The following is a 25,668-nucleotide window of genomic DNA, read 5'->3' as shown; positions in this document are numbered from 1 at the left end:
CGCACGATCGCGGCGGGATAAAAAAAGGCGCGGCGAACCGTCCGATTCGCCGCGCCTTTCGAATTAAGCCTTGAAAATCACTTACATATTGCTTACTTACCGCCGATTCCGCTCACGTGATCGCCCACGTTCGCCCCGAACACGCGCTGCCGCAGAAGCGCCAATTGGTCGCGGGTCTGCGCCGCTTTTTCGAATTCGAGATTCTTGGCGTGATCCATCATCTGCTTCTCGAGGCGCTTGATTTCCTTCGCGATCTGCTTCTCGGACATGTCTTCGAACTTCGCGCGCGCCTGCGCTTCCTTCAGCTCGGCGCGGGCGTCGTCGGCGTTGTAGACGCCATCGATGATGTCCTTGATGCGCTTCTCCACCCCGCGCGGCGTGATGCCCATCTTCTCGTTGTGCGCCATCTGCTTGGCGCGGCGCCGCTCGGTTTCGCCGATGGCGCGCTTCATCGAGTCGGTCATGTTGTCGGCGTAGAGAATCGCCTTGCCGTTCACATTACGCGCCGCGCGCCCGATGGTCTGGATCAGCGAGCGCTCGGCGCGCAGGAAGCCTTCCTTGTCGGCGTCGAGAATCGCGACGAGCGAGACTTCGGGAATATCGAGACCCTCGCGCAGCAAGTTGATGCCGACGAGCACGTCGAACGTGCCGAGCCGCAGATCGCGGATGATTTCCACGCGCTCGACCGTGTCGATATCGCTGTGCAGATAGCGCACCTTCACGCCGTGATCGGCGAGAAACTCGGTCAGCTGCTCGGCCATGCGCTTGGTCAGCGTCGTGACAAGCACGCGCTCCTGCACCGCCACGCGCGCGTTGATTTCCGAGAGCACGTCGTCGACCTGCGAGCGCGCCGGACGCACTTCGATTTCCGGATCGACGAGACCCGTCGGCCGCACGAGCTGCTCGGCCACCTGCCCTGCCTTCTGCTGCTCGTAGTCGGCGGGCGTCGCGGAAACGAAGATCGCCTGGCGCATCTTGCGCTCGAACTCGTTGAACTTGAGCGGCCGGTTATCGAGCGCGGACGGCATCCGGAAACCGTAGTCGACGAGATTTTCCTTGCGCGCGCGGTCGCCGTTGTACATGCCGTTCAACTGGCCGATCAATACGTGCGACTCGTCGAGCAACATCAGCGCATCGGGCGGCAGATAGTCGACGAGCGTCGGCGGCGGCTCGCCAGGCGCCGCGCCCGAGAAGTGCCGCGAGTAGTTCTCGATGCCCTTGCAGAAACCGAGTTCCTGCAGCATTTCCAGATCGAAGCGCGTGCGCTGCTCCAGCCGCTGTGCTTCGACGAGCTTGCCCTCGCTGTGGAAGAATTCGAGCCGCTCGCGCAATTCGAGCTTGATGGTTTCGATCGCGCGCATGACGGTGTCGCGCGGCGTCACGTAATGCGACGACGGATACACGGTGAAGCGCGGAATCTTGTTGCGCACGCGTCCGGTGAGCGGATCGAAGAGCATCATCGATTCGATTTCGTCGTCGAAGAGCTCGACGCGCACCGCCATTTCCGCGTGCTCGGCCGGAAAGATATCGATGGTGTCGCCGCGCACGCGAAACGAACCGCGCTGGAAATCGGCTTCGTTGCGCGTGTACTGCATCGCGATCAGGCGCGCGATGACGTCGCGCTGGCCGAGCTTGTCACCCGTGCGCAGCGTGAGAATCATCTTGTGATATTCGGACGGATTGCCGATACCGTAAATCGCGGACACCGTCGCGACGATCACCACGTCGCGCCGTTCGAGCAGGCTTTTCGTGGCCGAAAGCCGCATCTGCTCGATGTGCTCGTTGATCGACGAGTCCTTCTCGATGAAGAGATCGCGCTGCGGCACGTACGCTTCCGGCTGGTAATAGTCGTAGTACGAGACGAAATACTCGACGGCGTTGCGCGGAAAGAACTCGCGGAATTCCGCGTAGAGCTGCGCGGCGAGCGTCTTGTTCGGCGCGAAGACGATCGCCGGACGGCCGAGCCGCGCGATGACGTTCGCCATCGTGAAGGTCTTGCCCGAGCCGGTCACGCCGAGCAGCGTCTGAAACGAGAGACCGTCCTCGACGCCTTCGACGAGCTTCGCGATGGCATCGGGCTGATCGCCCGCGGGCGGATACGGCTGATACAACTGAAACGGCGAGCCTTCGAACGTGACGAACTTCGATTCGTCCAGTTCTTCCGGGGATGCGATGAGAGTGTCGGACATGAGAAATCGAGAAAGTCAGCGCCTGAGGCAAACAATCATTCTAGCGTCGTACGCGATGCGCGCGCTCGCCTGGACGTGACCGGGATGTGGAAGCGTAGTCTCCATCAGATTGGGCATGGTTCGCCGATCTCAAGCGCACCGGCTCACGCCCTTTTTTATCGCGCGCTTTTGGCGTGTTCGCGGAATTAAGGGCCAAAAAGCACGCGCATTCGCGCCATATTCGGCCGAAAAGCCGCGCCGGATTCGCTACAATGTGCGACTGGGCTCGACGGCATGATGCCGTCGTCGCCACGCTTCCCCGCCGCACGTCTTTCCTCCACTGCCGATAGATCATGTCTCTTTTCTCTGCCGTCGAACTCGCTCCCCGCGACCCGATCCTGGGCCTCAACGAAGCCTTCAACGCCGATACGCGCACGACCAAAGTCAATCTGGGCGTCGGTGTGTACACGAACGAAGAAGGCAAGATTCCGCTCCTGCGCGCCGTGCGCGAAGCCGAGAAAGCGCGCGTCGATGCCGCGCTGCCGCGCGGTTATCTGCCGATCGACGGCATCGCCGCCTACGACGCCGCCGTGCAGAAGCTGCTCCTCGGCAACGATTCGCCGCTGATCGCCGCGGGCCGCGTCGTGACGGCGCAGGCGCTTGGCGGCACGGGCGCGCTCAAGATCGGCGCGGACTTTTTGAAGCGCCTGAACCCGAACGCGGTCGTCGCGATCAGCGATCCGAGCTGGGAAAACCATCGCGCGCTCTTCGAAGGCGCCGGTTTCGAAGTGGTCCACTACCCGTACTACGAAGCCTCCACGCACGGCGTGAACTTCGACGGCATGCTCGCCGCGCTGAACAGCTACGCGGCGGGCACCGTCGTCGTGCTGCACGCGTGCTGCCATAACCCGACGGGCGTCGATCTGTCGGACGAGCAGTGGAAGCAGATCGTCGAAGTCGTGAAGGCGAAGAACCTCGTGCCGTTCCTCGATATGGCGTATCAAGGCTTCGCGGAGAACATCGACGCGGACTCCGCCGCCGTGCGTCTCTTCGCGGCATCGGAACTGAACGTGTTTGTGTCGTCGTCGTTCTCGAAGTCGTTCTCGCTGTACGGCGAGCGCGTCGGCGCACTGTCGATCATCACGACGAGCAAGGAAGAATCGGCACGCGTGCTCTCGCAACTGAAGCGCGTGATCCGCACGAACTATTCGAACCCGCCGACGCACGGCGGCTCGATCGTCGCGGCCGTGCTGGCGTCGCCGGAACTGCGCGCGACCTGGGAGCAGGAGCTGGGCGAAATGCGCGATCGTATCCGCGCAATGCGCAACGGTCTCGTCGAGCGACTGAAGGCGAGCGGCGTCGATCGGGACTTCTCGTTCGTCAACAAGCAGCGCGGCATGTTCTCGTACTCGGGTCTGACGGCTGCGCAAGTCGATCGTCTGCGTGAAGAATTCGGCATCTACGCCGTGAGCACGGGCCGCATCTGCGTGGCCGCGCTGAACACGCGCAACCTCGACGCCGTCGCGAACGCGGTCGCCGCCGTGCTCAAGTAAGCAGTTCGGCCGCGTCCAAATGAAAATGGCGCCCTTTGCGGGCGCCATTTTTTGTGTGCGTCGAAAACCGGCGGATCAGAGCGTCTTTTCCGCCGAGACGGCAGCGGGTTGTGCGTCTTCGTCGTCGACGAAGCCGAGCGAAATCGCGCGCGCCAGTTCTGCGCTCACGCCCGCGACGCTGGTTTCTTCATGGCGCATTGCCGCGTCGCTGCCCTCGCCGGCGTGCATGCAGAACGCGAGCGCGATCGGAAACAGGATGGCGACGGGCCAGTAGGTCGATATTGTCTTTCTCATGGGACTGCCTTTGGTCGATGTGTCGCAGTGGGCATCGGATCGAGGGAACCCACTGATGGACATTTCGAATTTTACGGACTTGTCCCGACCTTAAAAAGCCGTTGAAAAGCAAAGGATTGTTGCGCCCGGGACAACAAGCCGTTTTGATGAACGTCGCGACCGCTCGCGCCTTTATGACAGCTTGCCGTCATAAAGGCTTACAAAGTTGTTCGCGACATCCACGCGCCGATGATGTCTTATTCAGTAATGGTTCTACAGAATTTCCCACGATCATGAAATCCGCAGTCGCTGGTGTCTTGCTTGCTTCGTCTGCCGCACTTCTCGGTGGTTGCGCGGCGTATCCCGATGCGTCGGCCTATGGCGGCGGCTACCCTGCTGTCTACGACGACCCGGGCTACGGATACTACGGTGGCCCGCCGCCGGGCGTCGTCGTAGGCGGCGGTTACTACTCCGGGCCGGGCCCGATTTACTACGGTCCGCCTAACCGATATTGGGACGATGGTCCCGGCTGGCGTCGTCCGCCGCCGGGCGGATGGCGCGGCGGGCATCCGCCGCGCGACCGGGGTCCGGGCGGCCCGCCTCCGCAGGCGGGCGGCGGACATCCGAACGGTCCGCCACCGCAAGCAGGCGGCGGCCGTCCTCCGGCAGCGCAGCCCCCGCAAGCAGGCAACTCGCCGGCGCCTCAGTCCGTGGGCGGTCGGCCGCCGGGACCGAATCGCGCCCCGCCACCATCCGCGAATGGCGGTGGGGGCAATTCGCAGGGCGGCAATTCGCGCGGCTTCCTGGGACGGTACGGCGGATAAAAGCGCTTCGACGACAAAGGCCGCGCCCGATCGAAAGATCCGGCGCGGCCTTGTTTTATCCGAGATGCGAATGCTGCGCCTTGTACAGCTCCCGGAATGTGCGCCCGACTGGCGCGGGCATGTCGCGCGTGTCGGTCCATCCGGCGCCGAACGGCAGTCGTGAAATCGTCTTCTTGTTGCCGCCGATGCGTTCGAGCACGCGCACCGCGAGCTTCGTGAAAAGGGCATAGGCGAGCGGCCGCTTCGCGAGATAGCCCCACGCCGCGAGCGCGGCGCGCTCGTTCCACGGACGCAGCCGACGCTCCATCTGCTTCTCGCGCAGCTTGCGCAGCAGATCCGACAACGGAATGCCGACCGGACAAACACTGTTGCACTCGCCGCAAAGCGTTGCGGCTTGCGGCAGATCGAGCGCCTTGTCGATGCCGACATAAGCCGGCGTCAGCACCGAGCCCATCGGTCCCGGATACACCCATCCATACGCATGTCCGCCGATCTTCTGATAGACCGGGCAATGATTCATGCACGCGCCGCAGCGGATACAGCGCAGCATCTCCTGAAACTCGCCGCCGATAAGCCCGGTGCGGCCGCCATCGACGAGCACGAAGTACATATGCTCGGGCCCGTCCGTCTCGTCGGCCGAGCGCGGTCCGGTCAAGAGCGAAAAGTAATTCGAGATCGTCTGACCGGTCGCCGAGCGCGGCAGGAGGCGCATCGCGGTCGCGAGATCTTCGAGCGTCGGCAGCACTTTTTCGATGCCCGTCACCACGACATGCACGCGGGGCATCACGGTGCACATGCCTTCGTTGCCCTCGTTCGTGACGACCGCCACCGACCCCGTCTCCGCGATCAGGAAATTGCCGCCCGTCACGCCCATGTCCGCCGACATGAAATGCGGCCGCAACACTTCCCGCGCCTCGCGCGTCATCTCCGGGATGTCGGTGAGGCGTGGCTTGTTGTGCGTCTTCGCGAAGAGATCCGCGATCTGCTCCTTATCCTTATGCACGACCGGCGCGATGATATGGCTCGGCGGCTCGTTGTCGTTGATCTGCAGAATGTATTCGCCGAGATCGGTCTCGATCGACTGCACGCCCATCTCGCCGAGCACGCGATTCAGTTGCATCTCTTCCGAGACCATCGACTTGGTCTTGATGACCTTCTTCACATCGTGTTTGCGCGCGATGTCCGCGACGAGCTTCGCCGCGTCCTGCGTCGTTTCGGCGTAAAGCACGGTCGCGCCGCGACGCGTCGCCTCGCGCTCGAAGGTTTCGAGCCACACGTCGAGATTCTCGAGCGCGCGATTGCGGCGCTCCTTCAACGCGGCGCGCGTTGCCTCGAAGTCGATGTCGCGCACCGCGCTCGCACGCGCGCTGACGAACTTGGTCGAGAGCTTGGTGAGATTCTGCTGCAGGCGCTCGTCGGCGAGCTTGCTTCCCGCGCGCGCCTTGAAGTGCATCGTCTGGACTTGCATCCGTTTGTCTCCTTCAGGCGCGACGCGCCGCGTCGCCCGCGAGCACTTGCGCGATATGCAGCACGCGCGTCGACGTATCGCCGGTGCGGCGCAGGCGCCCTTCGATGTTCAGCATGCAGCCGAGGTCGCCGAGCACGACGGTATCCGCGCCGCTCGCCTTGATGTTCGCGCATTTCTCATCGACGATCGCCGTCGAAATGTCGCCGTACTTCACCGCGAAGGTGCCGCCGAAGCCGCAGCAATGCTCGCATCCGGCCATCTCGGTCACGGGCACGCCTGCCCGGGCGAGCAGCTCGCGCGGCTGCGATTTCACGCCGAGTTCGCGCAGACCCGAGCAGGAATCGTGATACGTCACCATGCCGTCGAACACGCCCGGCTCCATGCGCGCCTTCGCGACGTTCACGAGAAAATCGGTCAGTTCGAACACGCGAGGCTGAAGGCGCGCGAAGCGGCTCATCAATTGCGGATCGTCGCGAAAGAGATCGCCGTAGTGCGCGCGGATCATGCCGCCGCACGAACCGGACGGCACCACGACATAGTCGAACTGCTCGAATTCGCGCAGCGTTTTTTCGGCGAGATCGCGGGCGAGCGGCCGATCGCCCGAGTTGTAGGCAGGCTGGCCGCAACAGGTCTGCGACGGCGGCACGACGACTTCGAAACCCGCCTGCTCGATCAGCTTGATGACCGAGAAGCCGATTTCCGGGCGCATCATGTCGATGAGACATGTCACGAATAATCCGACTCGCATTGGGGCGTTTCCTGTTTGTGGAGTGATGTGAACGCAGCGCCGATTATCCTTGATAAGTCCCGCGCGACGGGCTTCTCGCTGGCCATCGATGTCATCGACGAGCGCATTGTTTTGGCGAAGCGTTCGCTTTTTTCACATTATGAGATACAATCCCCATTCCGCTGTTTGACGCATCAACCGATTTTTCACGATGAGCGATACGAACCCGGAATCCAAAACCTCCATTCAGGTGATCGAGCGCATGATGCGTCTTCTCGACGCCCTCGCCGATCACACTGACCCCGTCAGCCTGAAAGAACTCGCCCAGAGCACCGATCTGCACCCATCCACGGCGCATCGCATTCTGAACGACATGGTGCTATGCCGGCTCGTGGACCGGTCGGACCCCGGCACGTATCGCCTCGGCATGCGCTTGCTGGAGCTCGGCAATCTCGTCAAGGCGCGTCTTTCGGTGCGTGAAGCCGCGATGCCGCCGATGCGCGAGTTGCATCGGCAGACCGGGCAGACCGTCAATCTTTCCGTGCGGCAAGGCGACGAGATCGTCTATATCGAGCGCGCGTACTCGGAGCGCTCGGGCATGCAGGTCGTGCGTGCGATCGGCGGCCGCGCGCCGTTGCATCTGACGTCGGTCGGAAAGCTGTTTCTCGCCGCCGACGAAGCCGCGCGCGTACGCGCGTATGCGATGCGAACCGGTCTCTCCGGCCACACGCAGAACAGCATCACCGATCTCTCGAAACTCGAGCGCGAACTGTCGCTGGTGCGCCAGCAGGCGTGCGCGCGCGACAACGAGGAACTCGAACTCGGCGTGCGCTGTATCGCGGCGGGCATTTACGACGATACGGGACGCCTCGTCGCCGGTTTGTCGCTGTCCGCGCCCGCCGATCGTCTGCAGGACGCCTGGCTGAAACAATTGAGCCACACGGCGCTCGAGATCTCGCAATCGCTGGGATATCACCCGGAAGAGGCAGCTTCCGACGCGCAACAACACGCGCATCGCTGATTTCTTCGCCGCATGTCAAAACGGGATTCGTCTTTCGACGAATCCCGTTTGCTTTTGCATCAGCGAAGATCAGGCGCTCAAGGATTTGCGCCGCTGCCCATGTCCGCGCTCATGATATGCGGCTCGCCGAGCGTGTCGAGATACGAACGCAGACGGCCCGCGTCGGCGAAGCGCGAATACTTGCCGTACGAATCGAGCAGCACGATGACGACCGGACGGCCGTTGACGGTTGCCTGCATCACGAGGCACTCGCCCGCTTCGTTGATGAAGCCCGTCTTCTGCAAGCCGATGTCCCACGACGCATTGCGGATCAGCGCGTTCGTGCTGTTGTAGGCGAGATTGCGCTTGCCGGTGAAGACGTCGTAGCTGCGGTCGGTCGAGAACTTGCGGATCAGCGGATATTGATACGCCGCGTTGACCATCTTCACGAGGTCGCGCGCGCTCGACACGTTCTGGCTCGTGAGTCCCGTGGAATTTTCGAAGTGCGTGTCGACCATGCCGAGCGACTTGGCCTTCGCGTTCATCGCGGCGATGAACGCCGGACGGCCGCCCGGGTAATAGCGCGAGAGTGCCGCCGCCGCGCGATTTTCCGACGCCATCAGCGCGATGTGCAGCATGTCTTCGCGATTCAGTTGCGATCCGACCGCGAGGCGCGAGCCCGTGAACTTCTCGTAGTCGCGGTCTTCGTCGGTGACGGTGATTTCATCGGTCAGCGGCATGTGCGAATCGAGCACGACCATCGCGGTCATCAGCTTCGTGATCGATGCGATCGGCACGACGGCGCGCGAGTTCTTGTCGAAGAGCGTCTCGGACGTGTTCTGGTCGACGACGTAAGCCACGCTCGAACGCAGCGCGAGGCTGTCGGGGGTATCGTGCAGCCCGAACGCCTGACCAACCGACGTCGCGCGCGGCTGGAACGCAACCGCGTGCACCGCGGCGCGTCGCGAATGCGCTTCCATGCGATACGACGCGCGACGCTTGCGCGATGCGCGCGGCGCGTCATCGTCGTCATCGGCCGCGGCGACTTTCGCCGCTTTCGCGGGCTTCGGCGCTTTCAGCGTGGTCTTGGCGACGCGCGCGGGCTTTTCAGCCTTGGCGGTGGATTTCTTTGCGGTTTTGGTTTGGGTGGCGGTCTTCGCGAGGGCTTCAGCCGGAGCCGCTGCGAAGGACGTCGCTACTGCGATGGAGACGGCGATGGACAATGCCGAGCGCACTGCCACGCCATGCACCACCTTCAACGACGAAAACATTTCGGTTTTCATTAGTGTTCTGTTGGGCGGCTGGAGGGTACCGCCAAGTGTAGTGAAGCTACGAAATTTAAGCAATATTAAGCACTTATCGGCACTCGTTAAACCGAGTTGTAAGCCGTGATTGCGTATTGCTGAACAAAAAACCGCCTCGATCGGAAAAAACGATCGGCCCGGCGAAATAGTGCTGCCCAAAATGCGCTTTGCTACACCGCAACAAACGCACTATCGGCAAAACTTTCCACGACTTTAGTGAAACGTGAGGATCGGATCAGACAAAACGCAGAGATACGAACGGGAGTCAGCACCAACGGAGGGCACAGACGATCACGAGACAGCTCGGACAGCCGAAATGTTAACGTTTCTTCAACAATTTGGTGTACGGCGACATCCTAAAAATAAGACGACCTTCAGAAATATCTCGCTTCCGCATCGCCGCAGAAGCCGCGCTGTCCGCGTCGCCGGAACATCAAAGTTTCATCGAGCCGTGCTTTGATCGTGTCGAACATGCGGCCCGATGCGTGTCGGAAGCCATGCCCAGCTTGAGTGCATAGGGTTTCCACGGACGCTTATTTCGACCACGCAATCGGCATGTAAGTTGTTGTTTAACATACGGTTTCTGCCTATTGTGCGGCGCACAAAAAGTGCTTGACATCCATCGGAATATCTCTAAAATGGGTCTCATGTTGCGACGCACCAATCGCAGTTGCACCTAGCCGGCAGGTATATCGCGCCGGATCTACCCAAACCACGACCCGCGTTGATGGGTCTGCCATCAGGAGCCTGAGATGACGCTGTTGACCCCCGAGCAAATCGCCGCTGCACAGAAAGCCAACTTCGACACGCTGTTCGGCCTCACGAACAAGGCGTTCGAAGGCGTTGAGAAGCTCGTCGAACTGAACCTGCAAGTTGTGAAGTCCACGCTGGCCGAAAGCCAGGAAAACGCACAGCGCGCGCTGTCGGTGAAGGACGCGCAGGAACTGCTCGCCCTGCAAGCCAGCCTGACCCAGCCGGTCGCGGAAAAGGTGCTGTCGTACGGCCGTCACCTGTATGAAATCGCGTCGGCCACGCAAGCCGAATTCGCCCGCGTCGCGGAAGCGCAGTACGAAGAGCAGAACCGCAAGGTCCAAACGCTCGTCGACAACGTCGCGAAGAACGCACCGGCCGGTTCGGAAACCGCCGTCGCCGTCATGAAGTCGGCCATCACCGCCGCCAACACGACGTACGAAACGGTTCACAAGGCAACGAAGCAAGCTGTCGAAATTGCTGAAAGCAACTTCAACGCTGCCGCTACGGCTGCGACGAAGGCCGCTACGCAAGCGACCGAGCAAGCTGCCCGCGCCACCAAGAAGTCGGTTGCGTAAGTTTGCCGCCGGGCCCCTGCCCGGCCGATGCAGCAAGAATCACGAGGAACCCGGCCATCGCGCCGGGTTTTTTGTCGTCTATTGCTCGTGAATCCCACAAACAAAAAGGCGCGCTCCGGTCAAGGAGCGCGCCTTTCTTCTGTAACCGCGGACGCTTACTTCTTGCGCTGCGGCGGCAAGTCCGTGCACACGCCTTCGTACAACTCGGCGGCCATGCCGACCGATTCGCCGAGCGTCGGGTGCGGGTGGATCGTCTTGCCGATGTCGGTCGCATCCGCGCCCATCTCGATCGCGAGACACACTTCGCTGATGAGATCGCCCGCATTCAGACCGACGATGCCGCCGCCGATCACCCGATGCGTCTCTTCATCGAAGATGAGCTTGGTGAAACCTTCGTCGCGGCCGTTGGCGATCGCGCGGCCCGACGCGGCCCACGGGAACACCGCCTTGCCGAACTTGATGCCTTCGGCCTTGCACTGCTCTTCCGTCTTGCCGGCCCACGCCACTTCCGGATCCGTATAAGCGACGGACGGAATCTGCAGCGCGTCGAAATACGCCTTCTCGCCGTGCGCCGCTTCCGCCGCGACGTGGCCTTCGTGCACGGCCTTGTGCGCGAGCATCGGCTGGCCGACGAGATCGCCGATCGCGAAGATGTGCGGCACGTTGGTACGCATCTGCTTGTCGACGTTGATGAAGCCGCGATCCGTCACCGCGACGCCCGCCTTGTCCGCGCCGATCTTGCCGCCGTTCGGGCTGCGGCCGACCGCGAGCAGCACGAGGTCGTAGCGCTGCGGCTCGGCCGGCGCCTTCTCGCCTTCGAACGTCACATAGATGCCGTCTTCCTTGGCTTCCGCCTTGGTCGTCTTGGTCTTGAGCATCACGTTCGTGAAGCGCTTGGAATTGAACTTCTCCCAGACTTTCACGAGATCGCGGTCCGCGCCGAGCATCAGGCCGTCGAGCATTTCGACGACGTCGATGTCCGCGCCGAGCGTCGAATACACCGTCGCCATTTCCAGCCCGATGATGCCGCCGCCCACCACCAGCATGCGCTTCGGAAGCTGGCGCAGTTCGAGCGCGCCGGTCGAATCGACGACACGCGGATCGTCCGGGAAGAACGGCAGCTTCACCGCCTGCGAACCCGCCGCGATGATCGCCTGCTTGAACTTGACGACCTTCTTGCCGTCCGCGCCGTTCACTTCCATGTGATTCGGATCGACGAACGCGCCGACGCCCGTCACGACCTGGACCTTGCGCGCCTTCGCCATGCCCGCGAGACCGCCGGTCAGCTTCTTGACGACGCCTTCCTTGAAGCCGCGAAGTTTGTCGAGATCGACCTTCGGCTCGCCGAAGCTGATGCCGTGCGCCGCGAGCTCGGCCGCTTCGTCGATGACGAGCGCCGTGTGCAGCAACGCCTTCGACGGAATGCAGCCGACGTTCAGACACACGCCGCCGAGCGTCGAATAACGCTCGACGAGCACGGTCTTCATGCCGAGATCGGCGGAACGGAATGCCGCCGAATAACCGCCGGGACCGGCGCCGAGCACGAGCATGTCGCATTCGACATCGGCCGCGCCGGCGTAGCTGCCTGCTTGCGGCGCGGGCGTCGGCGCGGCTGCCGGCGCCGCTTTCTGGGGCGCGGGAGCAGGCGCCGCAGCGGACGCGCCGCCTTCGAGCGTCAGAACCAGCGTGCCTTCCGACACGTTGTCGCCGACCTTCACCTTCACTTCCTTGACCGTGCCGGCGGCAGGCGACGGCACGTCCATCGTCGCCTTGTCGGATTCGAGCGTGATGAGCGACTGCTCCTTTTCGACTGTATCGCCCGGCTTCACATGCACATCGATGACGGGAATGTCCTTGAAGTCGCCGATATCCGGCACCTTCACGTCCTGCACGCCGCCGCCCGAAGCCGCAGCCGATGCGGGCGCAGCGGCGGGAGCCGGAGCCGGCGATGGCGCGGCCGCAGCGCCGGCGGTTTCGATCATCGCGATGACCGAGCCCTGGCTCACCTTGTCGCCCTGCTTGACCTTCACTTCCTTGATGGTCCCCGCGACATCCGCGGGCACTTCCATCGTGGCCTTGTCGGTTTCGAGCGTGATGACGCCCTGTTCCTTTTCGATGACGTCGCCGGCTTTGATATTGACTTCGATGACATCGACATCGGAGAAGTCGCCGATGTCGGGTACTTTTAGTTCGACGAGACTCATGTTGTCCCCTAAGAGATATGCGGATGGAACCTCGGACGAACGTCCGAGGTTCCGCCGTCGGCCAGATCAGCAGATCAGAGAATGACGCGACGGAAATCGCCCAGAATCGCCGACAGATAAGCGTTGAAGCGCGCCGCGGCCGCGCCGTCGATGACGCGATGGTCATACGACAGCGACATCGGCAGCGTGAGGCGCGGCACGAACTGCTTGCCGTCCCACACGGGCTTCTGATAGCCGCGCGACAGACCGAGGATCGCGACTTCGGGCGCGTTGATGATCGGCGTGAAGTGCGTCCCGCCGATGCCGCCCAGCGACGAGATCGAGAAGCAGCCGCCCTGCATCTGATCGGGCTTCAGCTTGCCGTCGCGCGCGAGCTTCGACAGTTCCGCCATTTCCTTGGCGATATCGACGAGGCCCTTCTTGTCCGCGTCGCGGATCACCGGAACGACGAGGCCGTTCGGCGTATCGGCCGCGAAACCGATGTGGTAGTACTGCTTGAAGACGAGGTTGTCGCCGTCGAGGCTCGCGTTGAAGTCCGGGAACTTCTTCAGCGCCGAGACCACGGCCTTGATGACGAACGCGAGCATCGTGAACTTCACGCCCGCTTTCTCGTGCTCCTTGTTGAGCTTCACGCGCAATTCTTCGAGCTCGGTGATGTCGGCTTCGTCGTTGTTCGTGACGTGCGGGATCATCACCCAGTTGCGATGCAGGTTCGCGCCCGAAATCTTCTTGATGCGCGAGAGCGGCTTCGGCTCGACCGGACCGAACTTCGTGAAGTCGATCTTCGGCCACGGCAAGAGGCCGAGTTCGCCGCCGCCACCGCCGGCCGGCGCCGCAGCCGCAGGCGCCGCGCCCTGTCCCGACATCACGCCCTTCACGAACGCGGTGATGTCCTGCTGCGTGATGCGGTTCTTCGGCCCGGTGCCGCGCACGCGCGACACATCGACGCCCAGTTCGCGCGCGAACTTGCGCACCGACGGCGACGCGTGGCTCGACGTGCGCGAGCCGTCGCCGGCAGGAATGACAGGCGCCTGCGCGAGCGCGGACGGCGCTTCCTTCGGCGCGGGCGCGGGCTTCGCGGGCGCATCCGAGGGCACTTCCTTCGGTGCCGCCGGCGCGGGCGTGGGCGCCGGTGCGGCCGCGCCGCCTGCGCCGCCTTCCAGCACGAGGATCAGCGTGCCTTCGGAGACCGTATCCCCGATCTTGACCTTCAGTTCCTTGACCGTGCCCGACGCCGGGCTCGGCACGTCCATCGTGGCCTTGTCGGATTCGAGCGTGACGAGCGACTGCTCCTTCTCGACCTTGTCGCCGACTTTCACCGCGATCTCGATGACCGGGATGTCCTTGAAGTCGCCGATGTCCGGCACTTTCACTTCGACGGAACCGCCGCCGCTTGCAGCGGGCGCGGCAGCCGGCGCGGGCGCGGGCGCCGCAGCCGGCGCCGGAGCCGGCGCAGCGGCCGCACCGCCGCCTTCCAGCACGACGATGAGCGAGCCTTCCGACACGTTATCGCCGACCTTGACCTTCACTTCCTTCACGACGCCCGCCGCCGAGCTCGGCACGTCCATCGTGGCCTTGTCGGATTCGAGCGTGACGAGCGACTGCTCGGGTTCGACCGTATCACCCACCTTGACCAGCACCTCGATCACGGGGATGTCCTTGAAATCGCCGATGTCCGGCACTTTGACTTCGATCGCTTGACTCATTATTAGTGTCTCCTGGGTCGCACGCGGGCCTCCTTCCGCTTCGGAAAGAGGCCGCGTCACAACGCACGGGGGCGATGCCTTTAGACGGTCATCGGGTTGGGTTTGGACGGGTCGAGGTTGTACTTCTTGATCGCCTCGGCGACGACCTTGCGCTCGATCGTGCCTTCGTCGGCCAGCGCGTTGAGCGCAGCCAGCGTCACCCAGTAGCGGTCGACTTCGAAGAAGTGGCGCAGCGCTTCGCGCGTATCCGAGCGGCCATAGCCGTCGGTGCCGAGCACCACGAACTTCTGCGGGACATAGCCGCGAATCTGGTCGACGAGCGCGCGGATGTAATCCGTCGATGCGATCACCGGGCCCTTCGCGTCCTTCAGCAGCGCCGTGACGTGCGGCAGCTTCTTCTCTTCGGTCGGATGCAGCAGATTCCAGCGCTCGCACGCCTGACCGTCGCGGGCCAGTTCGGTGAAGCTCGGCACGCTCCACAGATCGGCGCTGACGCCCCAGTCGTCCTTCAACAGTTGAGCCGCGGCGATGACTTCGTTGAAGATCGTGCCCGCGCCCATCAACTGAACGTGCGCCTTGGCCGGCGCATCGGCCTTCTTGAAGGCGTACATGCCCTTGATGATGTCCGAAGCCACGGCATCGCCTTGCGGGATCGCCGGATGCTCGTAGTTCTCGTTCATCACGGTGATGTAGTAGTACACGTCTTCCTGGTCCGCGACCATGCGGCGCAGGCCGTCCTGCATGATGACGGCGAGTTCGTAACCGAACGTCGGGTCATAGCTCACGCAGTTCGGAATCGATGCCGCCCACAGCAGCGAGTGGCCGTCTTCGTGCTGCAGCCCTTCGCCGTTCAGCGTCGTGCGGCCAGCGGTGCCGCCCAGCAGGAATCCGCGCGAACGCATGTCGCCCGCGGCCCACGCCAGATCGCCGATGCGCTGGAAGCCGAACATCGAGTAGAAGATGTAGAACGGGATCATGATCTCGCCGTGCGTCGAGTACGACGTCGCGGCCGCGATCCAGTCACACATGCCACCCGCTTCGTTGATGCCTTCCTGCAGGATCTGCCCCGTCTCCGATTCCTTGTAGAACATCAGCTGGTCGGAGTCTTCCGGGATGTACTTCTGGCCGTCCTGATTCCAGATGCCGATCTGGCGGAAGAGGCCTTCCATGCCGAACGTGCGCGACTCGTCCGGGACGATCGGCACGATGCGCTTGCCGAGCGCCTTGTCCTTCAGCAGGATGTTGAGGATCCGCACGAACGCCATCGTCGTGGAGATTTCACGGCCTTCGCCCGTGCCCTTCAAGAGCGGCTCGAACGCGGACAGCGCCGGCACCGGCAGCGATTCGGCCTTCTCGCGGCGCGTCGGCAGATAGCCGCCCAGGTCCATGCGCTTCTGGCGCATGTATTCGAGTTCCTTCGAGCCTTCCTCGAACGTGAGATACGGCACGTCGGCGATCTGCTCGTCGGTAAGCGGCAGACGGAATTGGTCGCGGAATTTCTTCAGCGTGTCGATCGGCAGCTTCTTCTGCTGGTGCGTGATGTTCATCGCCTGACCATGCTCGCCCATGCCATAGCCCTTGATGGTCTTGGCGAGGATGACGGTCGGCGCGCCCTTCGTCTTGGTCGCTGCGTCGAAGGCCGCGTAGATCTTGTGCGGATCGTGGCCGCCGCGGTTCAGGTTCCAGATGTCGTCATCGGACCAGTCGGCGACGAGCGCCTTAAGTTCCGGCGTGTTGAAGAAGTGCTCGCGCACGAACGCGCCCGACTCCGACTTGTACGTCTGATATTCGCCGTCGACGACTTCCATCATGCGGCGCATCAGCGCGCCGGTCTTGTCGCGTGCGAAGAGCGCGTCCCAGCGGCTGCCCCAGATGACCTTGATGACGTTCCAGCCGGCGCCGCGGAATTCGCTTTCGAGTTCCTGAATGATCTTGCCGTTGCCGCGCACCGGGCCGTCCAGTCGCTGCAGATTGCAGTTGATGACGAACACGAGGTTGTCCAGACGCTCGCGGCCGGCCATGCCGATCGCGCCGAGCGATTCCGGCTCGTCCGTTTCGCCGTCGCCGAGGAACGCCCAGACCTTGCGGCCTTCGGTCTTCGCCATGCCGCGCGCGGCCATGTACTTCATGAAGCGCGCCTGATAGATCGCCATGATCGGGCCGAGGCCCATCGACACGGTCGGGAATTGCCAGAAATCCGGCATCAGCCACGGATGCGGATACGACGAGATGCCCTCGCCGCCCACTTCCTGGCGGAAGTTGTTCAGTTGCTTTTCGGTCAGGCGGCCGAGCAGGAACGCGCGCGAATAGACGCCCGGCGACGAGTGGCCCTGCACGAAGACGAGGTCGCCGCCGTGATCTTTCGAAGGCGCGTGCCAGAAGTGATTGAAGCCGACGTCGTAGAGCGTCGCGGCCGATGCGAACGAAGCGATGTGACCGCCGACGTTCGTGTCCTTGCCCGCGCGCAGCACCATCGCGATGGCGTTCCAGCGGGTGTACGAGCGGATGCGGTGTTCGATGTCCTGATCGCCCGGAATCTTCGCCTGCGAAGCGACGGGGATCGTGTTGATGTACGGCGTGTTCGCCGAAAACGGCAGGTGCTCGCCATGCACGCGAGCGAATTCGATCTGTTTCTCGATCAGGTAGTGCGCGCGATCAGGACCGACCGCGGAAATCACGCCGTCGAGCGCATCGAGCCACTCGGCGGTTTCCTGAGGATCGTCGTCCTTGGCGTTGGCGACATATTTGAGAACTTCGTCGGGTACAGCGGACATGCTCGTCTCCTGATGTGAGGAACACTCGATGAGAACCGCCGGCGCACGCCCGCGAACACACGCGGAAAAGCGGGCACTGGCCGCGTGCCGGCAATTCTAAAGAGGGTCCAGACCATGACGCAAGGAATTTTTCAAATCATGAGAGCTAATCTCACCATGCGAAAAATTGCTGCAACGCACCGTCCGATAAGACTTTTTTGTTCAGATGTTTCTCCTCCTTTTCCTGCAACTGAGCACGCTTTACCGTCTTTTTACGCCATTTAACAATCAGGTGGTGCGTTACAATCGCTCCATGTTGACCGAACGGCTGATCAAACGCTCGGCGAGGTCCGCGCGCAAGCCGACCGACGCCTCGCCCTCCCGCTGGCACCACGGACCGTGGTGGTCGAACTCCTATTTACTCACGCCGCTCATTTCGATCCTGGTGTTTCTGATCGTGATGAGTCTGATTCTCTGGAGCCTGAACCGGCGCGAGCAACAGCAGCAGGAAGACACGCTTTATCGCAACGTCGCGTGGGCTCAGCAACAAATTCGCCTGTCGATGACCGGTGCGCAGGAGCAGATCCAGGCGCTCGCGCGCGACATCGCGACCGGGCACGGCGATCCGCAAACCTTCCAGACATCGTCCACCGACATCATGCAGGGGCATCCCGAGATCCTCTACATGAACTGGTACACGAGCGAGCATAAGCCGCGCTGGCCGAATACGCCGCTGCCCGTGCTCGGATCGCGCCTCGCCAAACCGAACGACACGCAGATGGACGAGGCCGTGCAGGCCGCCTTCGACGAAGCGCGCACCACCCGCCGCCAAGTCTACTCGCCGTTGCTGTACGACGATCTCGGCAACGGCTACATCACGCTGCAGACGCCGGTTTTCCGCGACCGCGAATTCCTCGGCTCGATCGCGGCCGTGTTTTCGATCGAAGGCATACTGAAGCACGACATTCCGAGCGAATTGTCGGCGAAATACAAGATTTCCATCACCGATCTGAACAACCGCGAGCTCGCGACCACATCGAGCCGCCCGCGCCTGCCGCGCGACATGTTCTACGACCTGCCGCTCGACCCGCCCGGACAAGGCCTGTCGGTGCGCGTGTACTCGTATCCGCAGCTCACGAACTTCACCAACAACACGCTCGTCTGGCTCGTCGCCGGTTTGTCGTGCTTCGTGCTGTGGAGTCTCTGGAGTCTGTGGAAGCACACGCGCCAGCGCTTCGAGGCGCAGCAGGCGCTCTACGCCGAGGCGTTCTTCCGTCGCGCGATGGAAAACTCCGTGCTGATCGGCATGCGCGTGCTCGACATGCACGGCCGCATCACGCACGTGAATCCGGCGTTCTGCCGGATGACGGGCTGGGACGAAAGCGATCTCGTCGGCAAGAACGCGCCGTTCCCGTACTGGCCGCGCGACGCGTATCCGGAGATGCAGCGCCAGCTCGACATGACGCTGCGCGGCAAAGCGCCCTCTTCCGGTTTCGAACTGCGTGTGCGCCGAAAAGACGGGTCATTTTTCCACGCGCGACTCTATGTCTCGCCGCTCATCGACAGTTCCGGCCGTCAGACGGGCTGGATGTCGTCGATGACGGACATCACCGAACCGAAACGCGCGCGTGAGGAACTCGCCGCCGCGCACGAGCGCTTCACCACCGTCCTCGAAAGTCTCGACGCCGCCGTCTCCGTGCTCGCCGCCGACGAAGCCGAACTGCTGTTCGCGAACCGCTATTACCGGCATCTGTTCGGCATTCGTCCGGACGGCCATCTGGAACTCGCGGGCGCGGCGTTCGACGGCGGTTCGCAGAGCTCGTCCGACACCATCGACATGGTCGACACCTACGCGGGCCTGCCCGCCACCGCCCTCACGGAAAGCTCGGCGGACGCGCAGGAGGTCTACGTCGAAGGCATTCAGAAGTGGTTCGAGGTGCGCCGCCAGTACATTCAGTGGGTCGACGGCCATCTCGCGCAGATGCAGATCGCCACCGACATCACGCAGAGGAAGCAGGCGCAGGAACTCGCGCATCAGCAGGAAGAAAAGCTCCAGTTCACGAGCCGCCTGATGACGATGGGCGAAATGGCGTCGTCGCTCGCGCACGAGCTGAATCAGCCGCTCGCCGCGATCAACAACTATTGCTCGGGCTGCGTCGCGCTCGTGAAATCCGGCCGGATGACGCAGGAAACGCTGCTTCCGGTGCTCGAAAAAACGGCGCAGCAGGCCGTGCGCGCGGGCATGATCATCAAGCGCATCCGCGAGTTCGTGAAGCGCAGCGAACCGAAGCGCCAGGCGGCGCGCGTCGCGGATATCGTCGCGGACGCGGTCGGTCTCGCCGAGATCGAGGCGCGCAAACGCAAGATCCGCATCGTCACCGAAATCCGTTCGCGGATGCCCGTCATTTACGTCGACCCGGTTTTGATCGAACAAGTGTTGGTCAACCTGTTGAAAAACGCGGCCGAGGCGATGCATGATGCGAAACCACACGCCGTCGATCCGGTGATACGCGTAGTCGTGCAGCGCATGGACGGCGGCTTCGTGTGCATCAGCGTGGTCGACCAGGGTCCGGGCGTGGACGAAGCAACCGCCGAGCGTCTCTTCGAGCCGTTCTACAGCACCAAGTCCGACGGCATGGGCATGGGGTTGAACATCTGCCGTTCGATCATCGAGTCGCATCGCGGGCGCCTTTGGGTGGTCAACAACGTCGAAGCGGACGGCCACGTGACCGGCGCGACTTTCCACTGCAGCCTGCCGATCGGCGAAGTGGAAGGCGGCTCGGGCACGGGCGGCACGGATGCGCAGGACGAACATACGAGACAACAAACAGTTACGGGAGAACTATGAGCACAGTCACCACTCAGGAAACCGTCTTCGTCGTCGACGATGACGAAGCCGTACGTGATTCCTTGCGCTGGCTGCTCGAAGCAAACGGCTATCGCGTTCAGTGTTTCTCCAGCGCGGAATCGTTCCTCGACGTCTACCTGCCGATCGCCCATTCCGGCGCGATTTCCTGCCTGATCCTCGACGTGCGCATGGCCGGCATGACGGGGCTCGAACTGCAGGAGAAGCTCATCGCCGAGAACTCGCTCTTGCCGATCATCTTCGTGACGGGGCACGGCGACGTCCCGATGGCCGTCTCGACCATGAAGAAAGGCGCGATGGACTTCATCGAGAAGCCGTTCGACGAAGCCGAACTGCGCAAGCTCGTCGAGCGCATGCTCGAAAAGGCGCGCAGCGAGAGCACCAGCGTGCAGCAGCAGCGCGCGGCCGCAGAGCGCTTGGGCAAGCTGACGGCGCGCGAGCATCAGGTGCTAGAACGCATCATCGCCGGGCGGCTGAACAAGCAGATCGCCGACGATCTCGGCATCAGCATCAAGACGGTCGAAGCGCATCGCGCGAACATCATGGAGAAGCTTTCCGTGAACACGGTGGCCGATCTGCTGCGTCTCGCGCTGTCGAACAAGCCGCAGCAATAAGCGCTTCGACTCCCCCCTTCGCGGCCGGCATCGTCATGCCGGCCGCGCGTTTATCGGCGCGCTCGCGAGCGAATGCGCCCGAATCTCCTTCCCGCCAAAGTTCGTTGAACGCCGAACTGAAAAGTGATATTGGCTGAATCACGCCGGATCACTACCCGATTTCCTCGCTTCAATCCCGGCTACGCGCAACGATCTCGCAACGTCTCGCACGGGGGGATTCGATGTCGAAACGAATGGGTGTCATTGGTTCGCAAATCGGCACGGCAAGAGCGATCGCGTTCGCCGTCACGCTCGCCGCGATGCCGCTTTTCGCCGCGCATCCGCTCGACGCGCAAGCGCAGAACGCCGCGCCGGCCGGCCAGAAACTCACGAACCAGCAACTCGACGCGCTGACCGCGCCGGTCGCGCTCTATCCGGATGCGCTGCTCGCGCAAGTGCTGATGGCGTCGACGTATCCGTCGCAGATTACCGAAGCGGCCGACTGGTCGAAGGCGAATCCGAACGTCAAGGGCGACGACGCCGTGAAAGCCGTGCAGACGCAGCCATGGGACCCGAGCGTGCAGTCGCTCGTCGCTTTCCCGCAGGCGCTCGCGACGATGGCCTCCAAGATCGACTGGGTGACGCAGCTCGGCAACGCGTTCATCGCGCAGCCGAGCGACGTGATGGACTCCGTTCAGCGTCTGCGGCGCGCGGCGCAAAGCGCGGGCAATCTGAAGACGAACGAGCAGCAGAAAGTCACGAGCGCGCCCGCGCCGGCGGGCAGTACGACCACCAGCACTACGGTGATCCAGATCGAGCCCGCCAATCCGCAAGTCGTCTACGTGCCGACCTACAACCCGACGGTCGTGTACGGGACGTGGCCATATCCCGCGTATCCGCCGGTCTATGTGCCGCCGCCTCCGGGATATGCGATCGGGTCGGCGTTCATGACCGGCATGGCGTTCGCAACAGGCGTCGCGGTCGTGAATTCGCTGTGGGGCAACTGCAACTGGGGTCACGGCGATGTCAACGTCAACGTGAATCGCTACAACAACATCAACACGGCCAATCGCATCAATGCGAACAGCAATAACGTGCGCTGGAACCGCAACGATCCGCAGTTCAACCGGACGAACGTCGCCGCGAACCGCCAGAACCTGAACAACGCCAATCTCGGCGCGAACGGCAACCAGTTCCGGGGCCGCGAGGATGCGCGCGCGCAAGCCGCGCAGACCTTGCAGCAGCGCACCGGCCAGAACCTCAACGAATCGGCGAGCCAGCGCGCGCAGAGCATCCGGGAGGGCGGCGGACCGAACGCGCGCACGACGAGCGATCTTCGTCAGCGCTCGCAGGACGTAAATCGCGACAACGCGCTGCGCGGCGCGGGCGACGGCAACGGCGCGCGCCAGGACATGCAGCGCGGACAGGCGAGCCGGCAGTCGTTCAATCAGTCGCATGAGCGCGCCGGCGCGGGTGGCGGCGGTGTTCAGCGTCAGGCGGGCGGCGGTGGCGGTGGCGGTGGTTTGGGCGCGGGCGGAGGCGGCGTGCAACGTGGCGGCGGCGGATTTCAAGGCGGCGGCGGTGGCGGATTCCACGGCGGTGGCGGAGGCGGCGGCGGGTTCCATCGAGGCGGCGGCGGAGGCTTCCGCCGTTGATGATCGATTCCATCGTCAAACGCCGCGAATGCGGCGAACGCCAGATCCAGGAGCCCGACATGAAACCATTCGCCTCATCGAAGAAGCTTGTCCTGCGCGCGTTCGCGGTCGCGTCGCTCGTGCTCGGCGCGTCGCTCGCGCACGCGCAGGCCGTTTATCCGACGCCGGAAGCGGCGGCGCAAGCGTTCACCGACGCCATCGCCACCAACGACGAAGCCGCGCTCGCCAAAGTGCTCGGCAAGGACCATCGCCGATATGTGCCCGAAGGCAGCATCGGCCGGGAGGATATCTACGCGTACCTCGGCGCGTGGGCGCAGCAGCATCGCATCGTCGAGGATGCGCAAAAGGTCGACGGACATCCTTCAGCGCGCATCGAAGCGGGCACGGACGGCTGGACGCTGCCGATTCCGCTCGTCAAGGTCGCGAACGGCTGGCGCTTCGACATGCGCGCCGCGCGCGACGAGCTGCTGACGAGGCGCATCGGGCGCAACGAGCGATCGGCGATGCAGGTCGCGCTCGCGGTCGTCGCCGCGCAGGACGACTATCGCAAGACGGCGGGGCGCTACGCCGACCGCTTCGTGAGCACGCCCGGCAAGCACGACGGCCTTTACTGGGACACGGCGCCGGGCGAGCCGGAAAGCCCGCTCGGTCCGCTCGCCGAGACGATGCCGAACAAGCCGACCGACAAGGACGGCTACTACGGCTATCACTACCGCATTCTGACGTCGCAAGGCTCGAACGCACCGGGCGGCGCGAAGAACTATCTTCAGGACGGACGGCTGACGCAGGGTTTCGGCGTCATCGCGACGCCCGCGCGCTACGGCCAGACGGGCGTGATGACGTTCATGGTCAATCAGGACGGACAGATCTACGAGAAGGATCTGGGCCCGGCTTCCGCAAGCAAGGCGGCGGCGATCAAGTCGTTCAACCCGGATTCGTCGTGGAAGGTGGTGACGCCCTGAGCGGGCGCGGGGTGGCGCGCGGCTCAGGGCGAGAGGACTATTGTTTCGTCAACTGGCCGTAGGCATAACGAAGTTCGTTCAGGTTATGCACGTTGTACAGAACCGTTCGGCGATAACCATTGCTGCCGGTGATCGGCACGAACAGAATGGCCGCGTTGCCGGTATAGGTCGTGCCGGCGGGCACCGAGCAGGAAGTGGCGGGCGCCACGCTCATCGTCACGGCGTACATGTTGCGATTGCTGCCGGGCGTCGCCAGCAACATTTTTCCGCTGACGTCGCAACCGCTTAGTTTGCCTGTGAAAGAGCCGTCGTCGGCGATCGTCAGCGACGTCGACGATTGCGTCCAGGTGCCCGCGACGCTCTGCTGCGTGACACTCAATGCGTTCGCTGCATCGTAGTTCGACGAGAACTCCGTGGTCGCTCCATTCGCGACGTAGCTCCCGCTGAAAGTGTTTCGCGGCGAGTAGGTTCCGCTTCCCGAGCTCGTCGGATACGCGAACAGCATGTTGTTGAAAGACAGACCGGACGTCAGCGTCCAGGCCTGCGGCGAGTATGAGATGACGCCATAGAGTGCGCTGGTCACGATCGACCCGATCGCATTGAGCGACGAGATATTGCCGTCCGGATCGACTAGCGCGATGGTGCGGTTCGTCAGCGAATTCGTCGTCCAGATTCCTTCGGCGTTCGTTCCTGTTTGCGCCGTCGATCCTGCTTGCGGATTCGCGAGGCTCGGCAGTGCTTCCCCCACCGTTGCCGGCGAAGACGCCGCAGCAGGCGCGCTGGCGCTGGTCGGCAAATCTGTCGAAGGGACCGTCGACGACGCCGCGCTGGCCGGTGCGGCCGCGGCGGGCGCGCTGGCGGGCTGACGGTTCTCATCCGCGCCGCCGGAGCCTCCGCCACCGCAGGCGGAAAGCAAAACGACACTGCTAAACGTCAATGATATGACTGCACATTTTCCGAAAGACATTCTTGATTTTCTCCTGCAAGCATCGGTAAATAACGCGGCAGGGAGTATCCCGGAAGAACGGTGGTTTACTGGTAAGCGGCAAGTAATTTGACAAGCGCTGGGCAAAGACTCGCCAGCACGCAGCGGATCCGAGCTTCTGGTTTCACGTCGGTGACCCGCCGAGACTCCCGAGCGCGCCCGGCGGTATAATTTCGCCCTTCCCAAGGGCGCATTTGCCGCACAGCGGCCAAGCAAGCGCCCAGCACCTTGCGCGAGCGCCGCGCACCGTCGCCGATCAGAGCGGCGGGCACGGCGTCGGCTTCACGCCCTCGCGCGCCCTCGCCCATCCTCGATCCGATTCGCCATGACCGCCCAACTCATCGACGGCAACGCCCTATCCAAGACCCTTCGCGCCGATGTCGCCCGGCGCGCCGCCGCCCTCTCCGCCCGTGGACACAAGCCGGGCCTGGCCGTCGTGCTCGTCGGCGACAATCCGGCGAGCGAAGTCTACGTGCGCAACAAGGTGAAGGCCTGCCAGGACAACGGCCTGCACTCGGTGATGGACCGTTTCCCCGCGACGCTCGCCGAAAACGAACTGCTCGCGCACATCGAAAAGCTCAACGCCGATGCGTCGATCCACGGCATCCTCGTGCAACTGCCGCTGCCCGCCCACATCGACAGCCACAAGGTCATCGAGGCGATCGCGCCGGAAAAGGACGTCGACGGTTTTCACGTCGCCAATGCCGGCGCGCTTCTGACCGGCAAGCCGCTCTTTCGCCCGTGCACGCCCTACGGCGTGATGAAGATGTTCGAAGCGCACGGCATCGACCTGAAAGGCGCGAACGCCGTCGTGATCGGGCGCTCGAACATCGTCGGCAAGCCGATGGCGCTGCTCCTGCTCGAAGCGGGCGCGACCGTCACGATCTGCCACAGCAAGACGCGCGACCTCGCCAAACATACGCGCGACGCCGATGTGATCGTCGCCGCGGTCGGCCGCCGCGACATCCTCACCGCCGACATGGTGAAGCCGGGCGCGACGGTCATCGACGTCGGCATGAACCGCAACGACGAAGGCAAGCTGTGCGGCGACGTCGATTTCGCGGGCGTGAAGGAAGTGGCGGGCTATATCACGCCGGTGCCCGGCGGCGTCGGCCCGATGACCATCACGATGCTGCTCGTCAACACGATCGAAGCGGCCGAGCGCGCGGCGCAGGCTTGAGCGGCGTGGGGCGGCCGCGGGTTGTAGGGGAATGCCGGGCATTGCCTTAATCGGCCCCTTAAAAACAAACGATTGGAATTTGCCGCGCCCGCCCCAATAATCTCCGAACGAGCCGGCGC

At 63.3% G+C, this 25,668-nt stretch carries 19 protein-coding genes; 10 read left to right on the top strand and 9 right to left on the bottom strand.

All coding sequences use genetic code 11. From position 1 onward, the window contains the following. Positions 1 to 92: 92 nt before the first annotated feature. Positions 93 to 2,189: an excinuclease ABC subunit UvrB gene (gene uvrB / locus NCR93_RS05235; protein ID WP_008350451.1), complete on the bottom strand. Its 2,097-nt coding sequence runs from the start codon at positions 2,187 to 2,189 to the stop codon at positions 93 to 95. Positions 2,190 to 2,521: 332 nt separating this feature from the next. Here uvrB and NCR93_RS05230 point away from each other — a divergent pair, with 332 nt between their 5' ends. Further along, positions 2,522 to 3,721: an amino acid aminotransferase gene (locus NCR93_RS05230; RefSeq protein WP_008350454.1), complete on the top strand. Its 1,200-nt coding sequence runs from the start codon at positions 2,522 to 2,524 to the stop codon at positions 3,719 to 3,721. A gap of 75 nt (positions 3,722 to 3,796) precedes the next feature. Here the strand turns inward: NCR93_RS05230 and NCR93_RS05225 are convergent, their stop codons facing one another. Then, positions 3,797 to 4,015, bottom strand: a complete 219-nt coding sequence (locus NCR93_RS05225; RefSeq protein WP_175979928.1) for a hypothetical protein — start codon at positions 4,013 to 4,015, stop codon at positions 3,797 to 3,799. A 272-nt stretch (positions 4,016 to 4,287) separates the two neighbouring features. Here NCR93_RS05225 and NCR93_RS05220 point away from each other — a divergent pair, with 272 nt between their 5' ends. After that, the gene (locus NCR93_RS05220; RefSeq protein ID WP_008350459.1) at positions 4,288 to 4,818 is read left to right on the top strand and encodes a hypothetical protein; all 531 of its coding nucleotides are present in this window, start codon (positions 4,288 to 4,290) and stop codon (positions 4,816 to 4,818) included. Between the two features lie 55 nt (positions 4,819 to 4,873). Here NCR93_RS05220 and NCR93_RS05215 read toward each other — a convergent pair whose 3' ends face one another. After that, complete coding sequence (locus tag NCR93_RS05215) at positions 4,874 to 6,286, bottom strand: lactate utilization protein B (RefSeq protein WP_175979927.1); 1,413 nt, start codon at positions 6,284 to 6,286, stop codon at positions 4,874 to 4,876. A 13-nt stretch (positions 6,287 to 6,299) separates the two neighbouring features. Then, on the bottom strand, positions 6,300 to 7,034 hold the full coding sequence (locus tag NCR93_RS05210) for a (Fe-S)-binding protein (RefSeq protein ID WP_175979926.1): 735 nt from the start codon (positions 7,032 to 7,034) through the stop codon (positions 6,300 to 6,302). Between the two features lie 190 nt (positions 7,035 to 7,224). Here NCR93_RS05210 and NCR93_RS05205 point away from each other — a divergent pair, with 190 nt between their 5' ends. Next, complete coding sequence (locus NCR93_RS05205; RefSeq protein WP_008350464.1) at positions 7,225 to 8,034, top strand: IclR family transcriptional regulator; 810 nt, start codon at positions 7,225 to 7,227, stop codon at positions 8,032 to 8,034. A gap of 77 nt (positions 8,035 to 8,111) precedes the next feature. On the opposite strand, the gene pbpG is transcribed toward NCR93_RS05205, so the two are convergent. Continuing rightward, positions 8,112 to 9,296 carry a D-alanyl-D-alanine endopeptidase gene (pbpG, locus tag NCR93_RS05200; protein ID WP_033537204.1) on the bottom strand — a complete coding sequence of 395 codons (1,185 nt, stop codon included), beginning with the start codon at positions 9,294 to 9,296 and terminating at the stop codon, positions 8,112 to 8,114. Between the two features lie 773 nt (positions 9,297 to 10,069). Between pbpG and NCR93_RS05195 the strand changes: the two genes are divergently transcribed. Continuing rightward, positions 10,070 to 10,645: a phasin family protein gene (locus NCR93_RS05195; protein ID WP_008350468.1), complete on the top strand. Its 576-nt coding sequence runs from the start codon at positions 10,070 to 10,072 to the stop codon at positions 10,643 to 10,645. A 155-nt stretch (positions 10,646 to 10,800) separates the two neighbouring features. Here NCR93_RS05195 and lpdA read toward each other — a convergent pair whose 3' ends face one another. The 3 genes from lpdA to aceE form a co-directional block, all read right to left on the bottom strand. Next, a complete protein-coding gene (lpdA, locus tag NCR93_RS05190) occupies positions 10,801 to 12,849 on the bottom strand; it encodes a dihydrolipoyl dehydrogenase (RefSeq protein ID WP_175979925.1) in 2,049 nt (682 codons plus the stop codon). 74 nt (positions 12,850 to 12,923) lie between these two features. Then, positions 12,924 to 14,555 (bottom strand): dihydrolipoyllysine-residue acetyltransferase, encoded by a 1,632-nt coding sequence (gene aceF, locus NCR93_RS05185; protein ID WP_175979924.1) that lies wholly within the window; start codon positions 14,553 to 14,555, stop codon positions 12,924 to 12,926. Between the two features lie 80 nt (positions 14,556 to 14,635). Further along, positions 14,636 to 17,329, bottom strand: coding sequence for a pyruvate dehydrogenase (acetyl-transferring), homodimeric type (gene aceE, locus NCR93_RS05180; protein WP_034472145.1), 2,694 nt, complete (start codon positions 17,327 to 17,329; stop codon positions 14,636 to 14,638). A gap of 292 nt (positions 17,330 to 17,621) precedes the next feature. Here aceE and fixL point away from each other — a divergent pair, with 292 nt between their 5' ends. From fixL to NCR93_RS05160, 4 genes are all read left to right on the top strand, one after another. Further along, a complete protein-coding gene (fixL, locus tag NCR93_RS05175; RefSeq protein WP_034472179.1) occupies positions 17,622 to 20,156 on the top strand; it encodes an oxygen sensor histidine kinase FixL in 2,535 nt (844 codons plus the stop codon). Then, positions 20,153 to 20,788 carry an oxygen response regulator transcription factor FixJ gene (gene fixJ, locus NCR93_RS05170; protein WP_008350478.1) on the top strand — a complete coding sequence of 212 codons (636 nt, stop codon included), beginning with the start codon at positions 20,153 to 20,155 and terminating at the stop codon, positions 20,786 to 20,788. Before fixL ends, fixJ begins: the two co-directional genes overlap by 4 nt. A 233-nt stretch (positions 20,789 to 21,021) precedes the next feature. After that, positions 21,022 to 22,422: a DUF3300 domain-containing protein gene (locus NCR93_RS05165; protein WP_175979923.1), complete on the top strand. Its 1,401-nt coding sequence runs from the start codon at positions 21,022 to 21,024 to the stop codon at positions 22,420 to 22,422. Between the two features lie 59 nt (positions 22,423 to 22,481). Continuing rightward, on the top strand, positions 22,482 to 23,384 hold the full coding sequence (locus NCR93_RS05160) for a DUF2950 domain-containing protein (RefSeq protein ID WP_235366347.1): 903 nt from the start codon (positions 22,482 to 22,484) through the stop codon (positions 23,382 to 23,384). Positions 23,385 to 23,421: 37 nt separating this feature from the next. On the opposite strand, the gene NCR93_RS05155 is transcribed toward NCR93_RS05160, so the two are convergent. After that, positions 23,422 to 23,967: a hypothetical protein gene (locus tag NCR93_RS05155; protein WP_239294958.1), complete on the bottom strand. Its 546-nt coding sequence runs from the start codon at positions 23,965 to 23,967 to the stop codon at positions 23,422 to 23,424. 55 nt (positions 23,968 to 24,022) lie between these two features. On the opposite strand from NCR93_RS05155, the gene NCR93_RS05150 reads away from it, so the two are divergent. Together NCR93_RS05150 and folD are read left to right on the top strand one after the other, a co-directional pair. After that, positions 24,023 to 24,250, top strand: a complete 228-nt coding sequence (locus NCR93_RS05150) for a hypothetical protein (protein ID WP_235366345.1) — start codon at positions 24,023 to 24,025, stop codon at positions 24,248 to 24,250. A gap of 444 nt (positions 24,251 to 24,694) precedes the next feature. Next, complete coding sequence (gene folD, locus NCR93_RS05145) at positions 24,695 to 25,549, top strand: bifunctional methylenetetrahydrofolate dehydrogenase/methenyltetrahydrofolate cyclohydrolase FolD (RefSeq protein ID WP_008350485.1); 855 nt, start codon at positions 24,695 to 24,697, stop codon at positions 25,547 to 25,549. Positions 25,550 to 25,668: the final 119 nt, after the last annotated feature.

It is taken from the genome of Caballeronia sp. ATUFL_F1_KS39 (assembly GCF_023630985.1).
Lineage (GTDB): Bacteria > Pseudomonadota > Gammaproteobacteria > Burkholderiales > Burkholderiaceae > Caballeronia > Caballeronia zhejiangensis.
The sequence above is the reverse complement of the archived record's forward strand: the minus strand, read 5'-3'. Positions and strand labels throughout refer to the sequence as shown.

Bases quoted from the DNA above. Each gene is read 5' to 3' on its own strand.
- NCR93_RS05195 (WP_008350468.1), top strand. From the start codon at position 10,070: ATGACGCTGTTGACCCCCGAGCAAATCGCCGCTGCACAGAAAGCCAAC.
- NCR93_RS05205 (WP_008350464.1), top strand. From the start codon at position 7,225: ATGAGCGATACGAACCCGGAATCCAAAACCTCCATTCAGGTGATCGAG.
- NCR93_RS05210 (WP_175979926.1), bottom strand. From the start codon at position 7,034: ATGCGAGTCGGATTATTCGTGACATGTCTCATCGACATGATGCGCCCG.
- uvrB (WP_008350451.1), bottom strand. From the start codon at position 2,189: ATGTCCGACACTCTCATCGCATCCCCGGAAGAACTGGACGAATCGAAG.
- fixJ (WP_008350478.1), top strand. From the start codon at position 20,153: ATGAGCACAGTCACCACTCAGGAAACCGTCTTCGTCGTCGACGATGAC.
- lpdA (WP_175979925.1), bottom strand. From the start codon at position 12,849: ATGAGTCTCGTCGAACTAAAAGTACCCGACATCGGCGACTTCTCCGAT.
- aceF (WP_175979924.1), bottom strand. From the start codon at position 14,555: ATGAGTCAAGCGATCGAAGTCAAAGTGCCGGACATCGGCGATTTCAAG.
- aceE (WP_034472145.1), bottom strand. From the start codon at position 17,329: ATGTCCGCTGTACCCGACGAAGTTCTCAAATATGTCGCCAACGCCAAG.
- folD (WP_008350485.1), top strand. From the start codon at position 24,695: ATGACCGCCCAACTCATCGACGGCAACGCCCTATCCAAGACCCTTCGC.
- pbpG (WP_033537204.1), bottom strand. From the start codon at position 9,296: ATGAAAACCGAAATGTTTTCGTCGTTGAAGGTGGTGCATGGCGTGGCA.
- NCR93_RS05160 (WP_235366347.1), top strand. From the start codon at position 22,482: ATGAAACCATTCGCCTCATCGAAGAAGCTTGTCCTGCGCGCGTTCGCG.
- NCR93_RS05220 (WP_008350459.1), top strand. From the start codon at position 4,288: ATGAAATCCGCAGTCGCTGGTGTCTTGCTTGCTTCGTCTGCCGCACTT.
- NCR93_RS05225 (WP_175979928.1), bottom strand. From the start codon at position 4,015: ATGAGAAAGACAATATCGACCTACTGGCCCGTCGCCATCCTGTTTCCG.
- NCR93_RS05215 (WP_175979927.1), bottom strand. From the start codon at position 6,286: ATGCAAGTCCAGACGATGCACTTCAAGGCGCGCGCGGGAAGCAAGCTC.
- NCR93_RS05165 (WP_175979923.1), top strand. From the start codon at position 21,022: ATGGGTGTCATTGGTTCGCAAATCGGCACGGCAAGAGCGATCGCGTTC.
- NCR93_RS05150 (WP_235366345.1), top strand. From the start codon at position 24,023: ATGGTGCGGTTCGTCAGCGAATTCGTCGTCCAGATTCCTTCGGCGTTC.
- fixL (WP_034472179.1), top strand. From the start codon at position 17,622: ATGTTGACCGAACGGCTGATCAAACGCTCGGCGAGGTCCGCGCGCAAG.
- NCR93_RS05230 (WP_008350454.1), top strand. From the start codon at position 2,522: ATGTCTCTTTTCTCTGCCGTCGAACTCGCTCCCCGCGACCCGATCCTG.